This is a genomic window from Amycolatopsis sp. NPDC114484 (assembly GCF_055633755.1).
Map to the genome: position 1 here is coordinate 232,014 of NZ_JBVKDQ010000012.1, position 13,117 is coordinate 245,130.

General features: G+C 69.4%; 10 protein-coding genes. 6 read left to right on the forward strand and 4 right to left on the reverse strand.

Features of this window, described 5'->3' with window-relative positions; genetic code table 11:
* The first annotated feature begins 85 nt into the window (after positions 1 to 85).
* From ACZ7SW_RS28045 to ACZ7SW_RS28065, 5 genes are read left to right on the forward strand one after another with little or no spacing between them, the layout of a single operon-like run.
* Positions 86 to 2,047, forward strand: coding sequence for a dipeptide/oligopeptide/nickel ABC transporter permease/ATP-binding protein (locus ACZ7SW_RS28045; protein ID WP_470233394.1), 1,962 nt, complete (start codon positions 86 to 88; stop codon positions 2,045 to 2,047).
* Positions 2,044 to 3,009, forward strand: coding sequence for an oligopeptide/dipeptide ABC transporter ATP-binding protein (locus ACZ7SW_RS28050; protein WP_470233346.1), 966 nt, complete (start codon positions 2,044 to 2,046; stop codon positions 3,007 to 3,009). The genes ACZ7SW_RS28045 and ACZ7SW_RS28050 overlap by 4 nt, the downstream gene beginning before the upstream one ends.
* A complete protein-coding gene (locus tag ACZ7SW_RS28055; protein WP_470233347.1) occupies positions 3,006 to 3,935 on the forward strand; it encodes a dihydrodipicolinate synthase family protein in 930 nt (309 codons plus the stop codon). Before ACZ7SW_RS28050 ends, ACZ7SW_RS28055 begins: the two co-directional genes overlap by 4 nt.
* The gene (locus ACZ7SW_RS28060; RefSeq protein WP_470233348.1) at positions 3,935 to 5,941 is read left to right on the forward strand and encodes a beta-galactosidase; all 2,007 of its coding nucleotides are present in this window, start codon (positions 3,935 to 3,937) and stop codon (positions 5,939 to 5,941) included. Before ACZ7SW_RS28055 ends, ACZ7SW_RS28060 begins: the two co-directional genes overlap by 1 nt.
* On the forward strand, positions 5,938 to 7,767 hold the full coding sequence (locus ACZ7SW_RS28065; RefSeq protein WP_470233349.1) for an exo-alpha-sialidase: 1,830 nt from the start codon (positions 5,938 to 5,940) through the stop codon (positions 7,765 to 7,767). The genes ACZ7SW_RS28060 and ACZ7SW_RS28065 overlap by 4 nt, the downstream gene beginning before the upstream one ends.
* 42 nt (positions 7,768 to 7,809) lie before the next feature.
* Here the strand turns inward: ACZ7SW_RS28065 and ACZ7SW_RS28070 are convergent, their stop codons facing one another.
* The 4 genes from ACZ7SW_RS28070 to ACZ7SW_RS28085 all read right to left on the reverse strand — a co-directional run bounded on the left by ACZ7SW_RS28070 (position 7,810) and on the right by ACZ7SW_RS28085 (position 11,783).
* Positions 7,810 to 8,535, reverse strand: coding sequence for a sulfite exporter TauE/SafE family protein (locus tag ACZ7SW_RS28070; protein ID WP_470233350.1), 726 nt, complete (start codon positions 8,533 to 8,535; stop codon positions 7,810 to 7,812).
* A gap of 218 nt (positions 8,536 to 8,753) precedes the next feature.
* Positions 8,754 to 9,479 carry a GntR family transcriptional regulator gene (locus tag ACZ7SW_RS28075; RefSeq protein WP_470233351.1) on the reverse strand — a complete coding sequence of 242 codons (726 nt, stop codon included), beginning with the start codon at positions 9,477 to 9,479 and terminating at the stop codon, positions 8,754 to 8,756.
* A gap of 594 nt (positions 9,480 to 10,073) precedes the next feature.
* Positions 10,074 to 10,919, reverse strand: coding sequence for a transglutaminase domain-containing protein (locus tag ACZ7SW_RS28080; RefSeq protein ID WP_470233352.1), 846 nt, complete (start codon positions 10,917 to 10,919; stop codon positions 10,074 to 10,076).
* Between the two features lie 99 nt (positions 10,920 to 11,018).
* The gene (locus ACZ7SW_RS28085; RefSeq protein WP_470233353.1) at positions 11,019 to 11,783 is read right to left on the reverse strand and encodes an SGNH/GDSL hydrolase family protein; all 765 of its coding nucleotides are present in this window, start codon (positions 11,781 to 11,783) and stop codon (positions 11,019 to 11,021) included.
* 127 nt (positions 11,784 to 11,910) lie between these two features.
* Here ACZ7SW_RS28085 and ACZ7SW_RS28090 point away from each other — a divergent pair, with 127 nt between their 5' ends.
* Positions 11,911 to 13,110, forward strand: coding sequence for a glycosyltransferase (locus ACZ7SW_RS28090; protein WP_470233354.1), 1,200 nt, complete (start codon positions 11,911 to 11,913; stop codon positions 13,108 to 13,110).
* Positions 13,111 to 13,117: the final 7 nt, after the last annotated feature.

A 13,117-nucleotide genomic window follows, 5' to 3' on the forward strand; every position in this document is an offset into this window, starting at 1 on the left:
CCGTGGAGCCGCTCGTGACGCGCCCCGACCACCATGCCGACACCCCCTGCCCCGCCGCCAACCCCCGTCCGCGGAGCCGCTCGTGATGCGCCCCGTCCTCCGCCCGAACCTGACCGCCCGGCTGTCGCGGCCCGGCGTCCGGTTCCGGCGGCTTCGCCTGTCCTCCTGGATCGCGCTGGCCGTGCTCGTCGTGCTCGGGCTCGTCGCGGTCCTCGGCACCGTCGTCGCCACGCACAACCCGGACCTGCTCAGCACCGACACCGGCGGGCCCAGCGCGGCGCACTGGTTCGGCACCGACCAGTCCGGCCGCGACATCTTCTCCCGGCTGGTCGCGGGCACCCGCTGGTCGCTCGCGATCGGGCTCGGCGCGACGCTGCTCGCGCTGGTCGCGGGCATCCTCGTCGGGGCGTTCGCGGCGACGTCCGGCCGCCGGGTGGACGGCCTGGTCATGCGGGTTCTCGACGTGCTGATGGCCTTCCCCGGCATCGCGCTCGCCGCGGTGCTGGTGGCGGTGTTCGGCCGCGGCATCCTCGTGCTGATCCTCGCCATCGGCTTCCTCAACATGGCTCCGGTGGCGCGGGTGGTGCGGGCGAACGTGCTCGCGCAGTACGGCGAGGACTACGTCGCGGCCGAGCGGGTGATCGGCGCGAAACGGCTGTTCATCCTCGCCCGGCACGTCGCGGTCAACTGCGCCGCGCCGATCCTCGTGTACTGCACGGTGACGGTGGCGGACGCGATCGTGTTCGAGGCGTCGCTGTCGTTCATCGGCGCGGGGATCCAGCCGCCCGATCCGTCGTGGGGTTCGGTGCTGTCGGACGGCAAGGACCTCGTGCTCACCGGCGGCTGGTGGGCGACATTGTTCCCCGGCCTGCTGATCCTGGCCACCGTGCTGGCGTTGAACATTCTCTCCGAGGGGATTTCCGACGCCTGGGCCGCGCCGTCGGCTCGTACCGCGAAGGCGGCCGAAGCGGCGCAGCAGATCGAACTGGCCCCGGAGGCCACCGCTCCGGTGCTGCCGTTGCGCGGTCTGCGCGAAGCCGGACAACGGCTGGCGGCGAAGGCAAGGGACCTGTCCGGGCGGGAAACCGTGCTGGCGGTGGAGAATCTCGCGATCTCCTTCCCGGATCGGCACAACGGCGTGAACGTGGTCGACGGAGTGTCCTTTTCGGTCCGTTCCGGCGAGGTGCTGGGGCTGATCGGCGAATCGGGCTGCGGGAAGTCGCTCACCGCGCTGTCGATCATGGGACTGCAGCCGGACGCCGCGCGGCTCAGCGGCGAGATCCGGTTCGCGGGCAACGACTTGCTCACCATGAAGCCGGGCGTCCGCCGCCGGCATCTCGGGCACGACCTGGCGATGGTGTACCAGGACGCGCTCAGCTCGCTGAACCCGGCGATGACGATCCGCGCGCAGCTCAAGCAGTTCACCCGGCGCGGCGGCACCCGCACGCCGGAGGAGCTGCTGGAACTGGTCAACCTCGATCCGGGCCGGACGCTGCGGGCGTACCCGCACGAGCTGTCCGGCGGGCAACGGCAGCGCGTGCTGATCGCGATGGCGCTGTCCCGCGGCCCGAAGCTGATCGTGGCGGACGAGCCGACGACGGCGCTCGACGTGACCGTGCAGGCGCAGATCATGGCGCTTTTGCTGCGGCTGCAGGAGGAACTGGGCTTCGCGCTGGTGCTGGTGTCTCACGACCTCGCACTGGTATCCGACATCGCCGACCGGGTGGTGGTGATGTACGGCGGGCAGGTCGCCGAGACCGGTGCGACCGCGGCCGTCGTCGGCGCGCCGCAGCACCACTACACCCGCGGTCTGCTCAGCGCGGTGCTGTCGCTGGAAGAGAACGAAGCGAAGCTCACTCAGATCAAGGGCGTCGTGCCCGCACCGGCGGACTTCCCGCCTGGTTGCCGGTTCGCGAGCCGGTGTCCGGCTGCTCGCGGGCACTGCTTCGAGATCGCACCTGAACCGGCGGGTGAAGGGCATCTCGTGGCTTGCCACTACCCCGCTGAGAACCCGGTCGTGGCGATGGCGGAAGGAGCGCAGGCATGAGCCTCGTCGAAGTCGACGGTGTGCACGTGGTGCACAAAATCCGCGGGTCCGGTCTCTTCGGGCACGACCGGGTCTACGCGCTCACCGATGCCACCCTGGCGATCGCGAAGGGCGAAACCGTTGGCGTAGTGGGAGAATCCGGCTGCGGAAAGTCCACATTGGCCAAGGTGCTGGTCGGGCTTCAGAAGCCGACCTCAGGCACCGTGCGCTACGACGGGAAGCCACTGTCTGCGCTGCGTCCGGCCGAACTGGGCCGCACCGTCGGCATGATCTTCCAGGATCCGTCGACCGCGCTGAACCGGCGGTTGCCCGTCGCGAAGATCCTCCGCGACCCGCTGGACGTGCATCAGGTCGGCACGGCTGGCGAACGCGCCGAGCGAGTCCGGGAGCTGATGAACCTCGTCGGGCTGCCGTCCAGCGTGGCCGACGCGCTGCCGTCGCAACTGTCCGGCGGACAACGGCAGCGCGTGGCGATCGCCCGTGCGCTCGCTCTGCGGCCGGCGTTGCTGGTGGCCGACGAGCCAACGTCCGCTTTGGACGTCTCGGTGCGCGCGCAGATCCTGAACCTGTTGCTGGAACTGCGCGAACAGCTCGAACTCGCGATGGTGTTCGTGTCGCACGACATCCAGACCGTGCGCCGGATGAGCGACCGCATCGTGACGATGTATCTCGGCCGGATCGTCGAACGGGCCCCGGCCGCCGAGCTGCCGCACCACGCGCATCACCCGTACACCCGGGCGCTGTTCTCGGCGACGCCGAGCCTGCTGCACCCGGTGGAACCGATTGTCCTCAGTGGACCGGTGCCGTCTGCGACCGCGCCGCCGCCCGGCTGCCCGTTCCACACGCGCTGCCCGAAAGCCACCGACGAGTGCTCCCTGGTCTTGCCACCGCAGTCCGGGCCGGACGAGCACACCTACCGCTGCATCCATCCCGAGATCCCGACCGGAGTGACCGCCTCATGACTGCGCCCAAGTTCGCCGGCATCATCCCGCCGCTGTGCACCCCGTTCCACGACGACTTCACAGTGGACACCGAGTCGCTGCGACGGCACATCGAATTCCAGCTCGACGCCGGCGTGCACGGGATCTTCGTGCTCGGTTCGTCCAGCGAGGTCGCCTTCCTGCCCGACGACCAGCGGCGGATCACCGTCGAAACCGCGGTCGACCAGGTCGCCGGCCGGGTCCCGGTGCTCGCCGGCTGTATCGACATGACGACCTTGCGCGTCGCGGAGCACGTGAAGACCGCCGAAGCGGCCGGTGCGGACGCGATCGTGGTGACCGCGCCGTACTACACCCGCACGCACGTCGCGGAGATCGACCGGCATTTCCGGCTGTTGCACGAGCGGACGGCGCTGCCGATTTTCGCCTACGACATCCCGATGGCCGTGCACACCAAGCTCGACCGCGACATGGTGCTGAACCTGGCCGCGGACGGCGTTCTGGCCGGGCTCAAGGATTCCAGCGGCGACGAGGCCGGGTTCCGCCTGGTGCTGCAACAGCGGCGGGAACGCGGCCTGGAGCAGTTCGCCGTGTTCACCGGCTCCGAACTGCTCGTGGACGCCGCCCTCGCGCAGGGCGCGGACGGCGCGGTGCCGGGACTCGGAAACGTCGACCCGGTCGGCTATGTGCTGATCTACGACCACTTCCGCGGCGGCAACCCGCAGGCCGCGCGGCGCGAACAGGAACGACTGCTGACGCTGTTCAGCATTACCGACGTCGCGCCGCCGAACCGGATGGGCCGCGGTTCGGCCGCGCTCGGCGCGTTCAAGGCGTCGATGAAGATGCGCGGATTTATCGACAACGCGGTGATGGCGCCGCCGCAACTCCCCCTCAACGACGACGAACTGCTGCAGATCAAGGGAAAGCTGGCGGAAGCGGGTCTCCTCTGATGGATCGGCTGTACTACGGCGGGGATTACAACCCCGAGCATTGGTCGCCCGAGGTGTGGGCGGAAGATCTGAAACTGATGGCCGAGGCGTCGGTTTCGATGGTGACTGTCGGGATTTTCTCCTGGGCACAGGTCGAACCGCGGCCCGGAGAATTCGATTTCGGCTGGTTCGACACGGTGCTGGACAACCTCGCCGCCGGCGGAGTCCGGGCCTGTCTCGCCACCATGACAGCCTCTCCGCCGCCCTGGCTTTCGCATCAATATCCGGAAATCCTGCCGGTGCGCGCGGACGGCACCCGGCTGTCCGCCGGTGCGCGGCAACAGTTCTGCCCGTCCAGCCCGGTGTTCCGCGAGCACGCCGCACGGCTGGTGGAGCAGGTCGCCACCCGGTACGCCGGGCATCCGGCGCTGGAAATGTGGCATATCGGCAATGAGTTCGGCTGTCACATCCGGGCGTGCTATTGCGATACGTCCGCGGAGGACTTCCGGTGCTGGCTCACCGAACGCTATGGCAGCATCGAGGCGTTGAACGAAGCTTGGAGCACGACTTTCTGGTCGCAGCGGTACTCCGCCTTCGACGAGGTGCAGCCGCCGCGCGTCGCGCCGACCTTCCCGAACCCGGCGCACCAGCTGGACTACCACCGGTTCTCCTCCGACGCGTCGCTCGGCTGCTACCTCAACGAGCGCGAGGTGCTCGCCCGCGTCACGCCCGATGTTCCGGTGACCACGAACTTCGTCGGCCTGGTCCAGAAGTCGCTCGACTGGAACAAATGGGTGCCGCACGAGGACATCGTGAGCCTCGACTCCTACCCCGACCCGTACGATCCGCGCGGGCACCTGGAAGCGGCTTTCGCCTATGACCTGGTCCGGTCCATTAAGGACGGACAGCCGTGGCTGTTGCTGGAGCAGGCGCCGAGCGCGGTGAACTGGCGTACCCGCAACAGCCCGAAGCCGCCGGGAACGATGCGGCTGGGCAGCTGGCAGGCCGTCGCGCGCGGCGCCGACGCGGTGCTGTTCTTCCAGTGGCGGCAAACCCCGGGCGGGGCCGAGAAGTTCCACTCCGCGATGGTGCCGCACGGCGGTCCCGACACCCGCACCTTCCGCGAGGTGCGCGACCTGGGGCAGGAATTGGCGTCGCTGCCGCAGCTCGCGGACAGCCGGGTGAAGGCCGACGTCGCGATCCTGCACGACTGGAACAGCTGGTGGGCGCTGGAGCTGAACTCGCATCCATCGGACGACCTGAGCCAGCTCGACGCGCACCTCGCGCACTACGCGCCGCTGTTCGACGCGAACGTTACCTGCGATGTCGTGCACCCGTCGCGTGATCTGTCCGGGTATCGGCTGGTCGTGGTGCCCAATCTGTACCTGATGGACAGCGCGGCGGTGGCCAACCTTCGTTCCTATGTGGAGAGCGGCGGCCATCTGGCGGTGTCGTTCTTCTCCGGCATCGCCGACGAGAACGACCGGGTGTACACCGGCGGCTATCCCGCTCCGCTGCGCGACATTCTCGGCCTGCGCGTCGACGAATTCTGGCCGCTGCCCGAAGGCGGTTCCACGACACTCGACCTCGACGGCGTCTCCGTGGGCGCGACGATCTGGTCCGAATGGATCGAAGCCGAGGGCGCGGACGTCGTCGCCACCTTCGCCGAAGGTCCGCTGGCCGGTCGCCCCGCGGTCACGCGGCACGAGTTCGGCTCGGGCGTCGCGTGGTACCTCGGCACCCGGCCGGACGCGGACGTCATGCGCACGCTCTTCGACCGGATCACCGCCGGCGCCGGAGTTTCGCCGGTGCTGCCCGGATTGCCCGACGGCGTCCAGGCGATCGTGCGGCACGGCGCGGACGACTATCTGTTCCTGCTCAACCACAACGCCGAAGCCGTCACCGTTTCCCTGCCTTCGCCCGGTGCGGATTTGCTCACCGATCCCGCTCAGCCATCGTCCGAAGTGGAACTGGCCGCGCACGGCGTGTCAGTCCTTTCCGGACAGTTCGGAACGGAGCCCAGATGAGAACCGTCCTTCGCGTGGTGCTGGCGTTCGTGCTGCTGGCTTTCCTCGCACCCGCCACAACGGCGCAGGCCGCGCCGCAGTTCGAGCAGAAGGCGCTCTTCAACCCGCACCAGGAAACCGGATACGCGTGCTTCCGCATCCCGGCGATCGTCCGCAGCACGAACGGCACCCTGCTGGCCTTCGCCGAGGGGCGCAAGAACAACTGCGGTGACACCGGCGACATCGACCTGGTGCTGAAGCGGTCGACCGACGGCGGCACCACCTGGTCGCCGCTGCAGGTGGTGAACCGCGGCGGCGGGGACACCCACGGCAACCCAGTGCCCATTGTGGACACCAAGACCGGCCGGATCGTCCTGATCACCACGTACAACAAGGGCCGGACCGACGACAAGGGCTGCGACGTACCGTGCCCGCGCACGCCGCACTCGCAGTACAGCACTGACGACGGCCGCACCTGGTCCACGCCGGTCGACATCAGCGCGCAAGCGAAGCTGCCCGCGTGGGATTCCTGGTACGCCTCGGGTCCGGTGCACGGCATCCAGCTCCAGCACGGCCGGCACGCGGGACGGCTCGTCTTCGGGGTGAACGCCGAACGCAGTGACGGCACCAATTCCGTCGAAAACTACGCCGGACTCATCTACAGCGACGACGGCGGCTCCACCTGGCACGTCGGCGCTGTCGACAACTACCTGCATCCGGTGGGCGGCACCTTTACCCAAAAGCCGTCGGAAGTCAGCGTCGTGGAACTGCCGGACGGCACCATCTATGCCGGCGGCCGCGAACAGAGCGGCACCGACATCGGCAACCGCGACTACGCATTGAGCCGCGACGGCGGCGAGACGTTCTCCCAGCGCTTCACCACGATTCCCGACCTCGTGACCCCGAGGGTGCAGGGTTCGCTGCTGCGCCTGGACCGCCCGGGCGGAAAGCGGATCCTGTTCGCCTCCCCCGCCGACACCGACCGGCGGCGCTGGATGACCATCCGTTCGTCCTATGACGACGGTCGCACGTGGGAGAACGCCGACCAGGGCGCCCGGATCACGACGGACTGGTCGGGCTATTCCGATCTGGTCCAGCTGAGCGGCCCGCAAGACAAGAACGCGAAGATCGGCCTGATGTACGAGGGCGGCGCGGTGGACGCGCGCGACGAGATCCGCTTCGCCCGCTTCGACGAGAACTACCTCGGCTGGAAGCGCTCGCCCGGAGTGTCCACTCCAGACGTCTCAAGTGGACAGCCCGCGCGCGTGCTCGGCGACGCCAGTATTGTCCCCGGCAAATTCGGCAAGGCTGTGCAGCTGAAGAACGCCTTCGTCCGCGTCCCGTACTCGCCGGCGCAATTGGTCGGCTCCGGCGATTTCACCTTCTCCACCTGGGTTAACTACGGTGCTTCAAAGGACCCGCAACCTCTCCTGTGGTTGGGCGGCATGGGCTCGACCGCGCCGCAACTCTGGCTTCGCGCTGAACCCGCGGCACACCGCCTGATCGCGATGATGACCACCGCGGCCGGAAGCAAGTCGGTGACCACGCAAGCGGCCTACGATGATCAGAAATGGCACCACGTGGCGCTCCAGCGTTCGGGCGGCCAGCTCCGCATCCTGGTCGACGGCGCGGTGGCCGCGTCCGGCCCGGACTCCCCCGGTCCGGTCACCCAGACCGTCTCGTTCCAGCTGTGGCTGGGCGAACGCCTGGACGGCGCGCAGCACCTGACCGGCGCACTGGACGACACACGCCTCTACCGCCGCGCTCTGTCCACAGAGGAACTGGCTACCGTCCGAGCCGGGAAGCCAGTCCCCGGAGCGGTCATGCAACTCCCGTTCGACCGGTAGTTCCCGCTCGAGCCGGGTGGTTCCTTCCGGAGCCACCCGGCCTCAGCCGCGCAACGCGAGATACGGCGCGATCCCGACCAGCACCGCGATAAGCGCGGCCTTGAGCGTCTTGGTCGGCAACGCGTGCGCGATCCGCCAGCCGATCAGCACGCCCGCCAGCTCCGGGATCCCGACAATCGCCGCCAGCCGCCAGTCGACCGCTCCGTGCAGGACGTAGCCGAGCGTGCCGACGCTGGCGATCACCACGGACTGCACCTGCGCCGCCGCGAGCGCCCCCAGCACCGGCATCCCGGCGACGACCAGCAACGGCACCGCGAGCATCGGACCACCGACCCCGACCAGTCCCGCCACGACCGCGACCCCGGCCCCGATCGCGCCCGCGACCGGCAGCCCGACTGTCCGCTCCCGCCCTTTCAGGCCGACGAACACCGCCACCACCAGCGCGAACCCGCCGAGCACGATCCCGAACGCCTTGGTGGACACCCAGGAGTTCAGCAGTACGCCGAGCGGTGTTCCCGCCACCGCGGCCGCGGCGAGAACTCCCGCGATTTTCCGGGTTTCCGGCTCGCGCAACTGTCCGGAATGGACGAACGCGGCGCTGCCGAGGAGTCCGGTGGCGACGTGCGTGACGATCGCTGTTCCCGCGACCTGCGCCGGGGTGAGCGAGGTGAAGACGAACAGCCCGACTGTCGCGAGCACCCCGCCCGGCCCGACCGCGGTGATGCCGATCCCGGCCAGCAACCCGGTGACGATAAGTGCGGGGATCATCTCGGAAACCTCCGGAAGTCGTTCGCTCGCGGCAGAATTTCGCCATGGCCGGTGTCACCCGCCAGAAGAACGGGCAAGAAGCCGTGGCCAGCCAATCGAATCACCCCAAACTTCAGTGCGCCCCGGGAACCGGTTCTCTCGGCACTCCGGCGCAGATTTCCTTGTCCCCAAGCCGCTCCCCGCCGCAGGCAGCGGTACCAAGTGACTCGCCAGCCGAATCACCCCGCGCCTCGCCGCAAAGTCGCCCGCAGCGTCAGCCGATCCGCGCGGATATGCAGCCATTCCGCATCCACCGGCCGCCCATCCGGCAACCGGGTCAGCCGATCCAACGCGAAAACCGCCGTTCCCGGAGCGATCTCCAGCAGTGCCGCCGTATCCGGCCCAGCGGACACCGCGTGCACCTCCACCTCCGCCCGCCCCAGCCGGATGCCGTTCGCCTCTTCCAGCAACGCGAAGAGGTCTCGATGCGCCAAATCCTTCCCCAGCAACGGAATCCCCAGATCCGCCACCAGATAGGTCGAGTCGAGCGACAACGGCACCCCGCCGAGCCGCCGGACCCGCTCCAGGTGCACGACCTCCTCCCCCGCCGCCAGGCCGAGGCGTTCCGCCACCGCGGGCGGCGCGGCGACCGTCTCGGCGGTGCGGACCTCGTTCACGACCTCGCCGTGCCCTTCGAGCTCCTCCGCCAGCCCGGTCAACCGGTCGAGGCCGTGGCCGTACTTCGGGCGCACGACCAACGTCCCGACGCCCTGCCGGCGCTCGACGAGCCCTTCGTCCCGCAGCAAGCCGAGCGCTTCCCGCACGACGTTCCGCGACGCGCCGAACCACTCGCCCAGCTCCCGCTCGCCCGGAAGCAGTTCGCCGACCTCGCCCGCGACGATCCGCTGCCGCAAGCCGTCGGCCATCTGCCGGGCCCGTTCCGCCCGCCGCTGCGTAGTCACCACTTCGGCGACGCTACCTGGATTTTGATTACGCCGAGGTTACGCCACCTACATTGACCTGCGGAAACGCCGTGAGCAGCAGCAACAGTGACCCGTCGGCGCGTTCCGCCACCGCGACCTCGCGGCACCGGCGCGGGAGTTCCGGCAAAGTCGGGACGGGAGGGGATCCTCACCGTCTTCGGGGTCCGGCTCGATTCCGGGTTCAACGGCACCGCTGCCGGGGAAGGCGATCCGGCCCGGTGCCCGCGCTGGGCCGGACGGTCAGGGCACTGTCCGAGCTGTCCGGCGGGCGCGTCCGGCTCGGCGTCCGCTCATCGACCGGGCCGCCGCCGGGCAGGCCGCGATTTCCACCCTCTGCAACGTCTTCGGCACGAGCCCCGTTCGTCGGCGGCACCACCGAGCACGGAATGGGCTGCTCGCCGGTCAGCGCGAGCCTGGACCGACGAACCGGCCGAGGCGAGCGAAGGGCATGGCGCGGACGGATTCGCGTTCTTCCCGAACAGCTGAGCGGGAAGAGTCCCGGCGGCAATGGCTCCACGAAGTCGTACCGGAGGTGCGTGCGGCGATCGGACCCGAACTAGTCAGCAGACGCGTCAGTCAGGAACACTGTTGCACACCAAGGGAAATCAGACTCTCCGGCACACGCAGATCCTCGTGCGCGTAGAGCGCGCGCACGGCTGCGGGATCGTCGCTGGCGCACACGTCGGCGAGTTCGTCGAGCAAGGTGTGATAGTCCGCGCCGGTCTTCCCGGCGTAAGCGTCGGTCATGCGGCCCCACTCGTCCCACGGAAGGGTTTCGATCTTGTTCAACGCGGCGAGGTCCCGCACAGCGTTGCCCTGGATCTCCGCCGGGCCCCAGTTCTCGGTTCCGTAGACGCCGAACCGGGAAGCGTCGATCTCGCCGCGCCGGTAGGCGCTCCACGCCTCGCCGCCGGTGAGGAATTCGCCGGGGCGCAGGTCCTGCGGATGGGGAAGGACCGGCTGCCCGAGGATCTCCGAGTCGATGCGAATCCAGCGCGAACCGCCGTCGTCCCAGTACTCGGTGATCCAGTGGTCGACTCCCTGCCCGGGCTGGAAGTAGGTGGCGAAGCCGCATCGGACGCGCGCGGCGATTCCGCGATAACGCAGAAGCGCGCAGCTCAGCACGGCGAAGTGCCGGCAGGTCCCGACCACCCGCTTGTCCGGTTCGCGGGCAGTGGTCACCGGCGCCGGGTCCAGTGCGAGCAACCGACGGACCAACGAACTCGCCGGCCGGATCTGGTTCTCCTCGAAGCGATCGGCGGGAAGATTCAGTGGTTGCGCGTCGGCAGGTTGGACGATCAGGTCGTGGACCGGCGCGCAGATGCCCACGGGATCAGCGGCGACCGGCTCGAGAGCGAGCGAAGCCACGCCGTCAAGGCTGGTGAACGGTCCGGGAGACGCGTAGTCGGCGACCTCTGCCATGACAGGCGATCCTAGGCCGATGGTTCCGGCGCGCGCGAGGCCACGGGCCGGTGCGGGGAACCCCGAGCGGACTCGCTCAGGGTTCCCCGCACCGGCCTTTCAGCAAATGCTCCCCAGGCTCGACGTCCAGCCCCACCACATCCCGTACTCGGCGAGGTTCCCCGCGTCGTTCAGGTGCACGTTGTCCGCCAGCCACGGGCTCGGGTTGGGCAGGTTCGCCGACCCGGCGGGCGGGATGTACTGCCGCAGGTCCACCAGCGCCGTGCCCTTCGCGACCGCCGTCTGGTAGATCGCCGTCGCGTACTGCGGCCAGAAGTACTTCTGCGTCTGGCCGCCCCACGGGTTGGGCGTCCACTTCAGCTCGGCGTAGATCGACAGCAGGATGTCCACCCCGGGCCGCGCGGCGCGGATGTTGTCGATGACCTTGCCGAGGTTCGCCTTGAACACCGCCGGGTCGGTCTGCGAGATCAGTTCGTTGCCGCCGAGGTCGACGAGGACCAGGTCGGGCTGGCGTTGCGTGAGGTCGGCGAGCGCGCCGGTCGTGTCCGGCCAGCGGCCGCCGGGGAGGTAGTCGGTGGCCATCGCGCCGTTGTGCGCGTAGTTCTTCGTCGTGGTGTTCCACTGCGCGTGGAGGTCGTTGGCGATTTTCGTGGTCCAGCCGTAGGTCGTCGGCGCGTAGGTGTCCGTGGCGGACTGGTAGCCCGTGGTGCCGTAGCCGGTGTCGGCCGACGTGCCGAGGATCGCCACCTGCTCTTTCTTGGTGCACCAGGTGCTGGTCTGACCGGCGTCGGCGGCGACGGCGGGGGACATCGCGATGCCGAGGCTGACCAGGGTCAGCAATGCCGCGACACGGGCTTTTCGCATGGGGGACCGGGCCTTTCCGGGAGAGATGATCTGCGGATGTGTCGCCGCGACGGCCCCGCGCGTTACCACTGCGGCGAAACAGAAACCAGGATGCGGGGAGCGTCACGGTTCTGGCAGTCTCGGAGAGGTGCAGATCCTGTTCGCGTCCGCGCCCGGGTACGGGCTCACGCTGCCGCTGATCCCGGTCGTCTGGGCCGCCCGCGCCGCCGGGCACGACGTGCTGCTGGCCACCACCGCCGAGATCGCCGAGGTGTCCGCGCGCGCCGGGCTGCCGGTCGCCGACGTCTTCCCCGGCCGCGACATCTGGACCGATCTGCTGGCCGCGGTCAAGGACGGGACCGCGCCGGATCCGGACGAACCCGAGGAGTACCGCATCGCGCGGCGGCACCAGGGTCCGTTCGGGCTCTTCACCGCAGCGATGACCGAGGGCACGATCGAGGCGGGCCGGGCGTTCGGCGCGGACCTGGTCGTCTACCCGTCCGACCACGGCGCCGGCCCGCTCGCCGCGGTCGCGCTCGGCGTGCCCGCGCTCGAGGTCGGCAACCGGATCTCGTGGTCGGCCCGGGACCTCTCCTGGCGCACCGAACACGACGACTTCCTCGACGGCGGGCTCAGCACGCTGATGCGCGAGAAGCTCGGCCTCGGGGACGCGCCGCCGAACGTCATCGCCCGGATCGACCCGCGCGCGCCGAGCATGGGCGGCCTGCGCGCGGACGAGGAGCACGCCGACGAACGCGACGGCGTGCCTTGGTGGCCGATGCAGTTCGTGCCCTACAACGGCGGCTCGGTGCTGCCGGAGTGGGTGCTGCGGAAGCCGCGGCGGCCTCGGGTGGCTGTCACGCTGGGCACTGTCGTGCCGGCGATGACCGGGGTCAGCAGCCTGAAGGTGGTGCTCGACGCGCTCGGCGGGATGGACGTCGAGGTCGTGCTCGCGGCGGGCAGTGCTGACTTGAGCGAACTGGGCGAGCTTCCGGAGAACGTCCGGTCGGTCGGGTACTTGCCGCTGTCGGCGTTCTTGCCCGGGTGTTCGGCGATTGTTCACCACGGCGGGTCCGGAACCACTGCCGCGCCGTTGTTCTACGGGGTGCCGCAAGTGGTGCTGCCGAGCTTCGCGGACAATCCGATGTCGGCCGAGCGGGTGGTCGAGCGGGGCGTCGGGCTCAGCCACGATCCGTCCACTGTGGACGTCGAGACGATGCGGAAACTGGTGCGGCAGCTGCTCGAAGAGGATTCGTTCTCCGCGGCCGCGGCCGAGGTGCGCGCGGAGATCGCCGGGCAGCCGAGCCCTTCCGACGTCATCGCGCGCACCGTCGCCGCGTTGAGTTGAAGCGGGC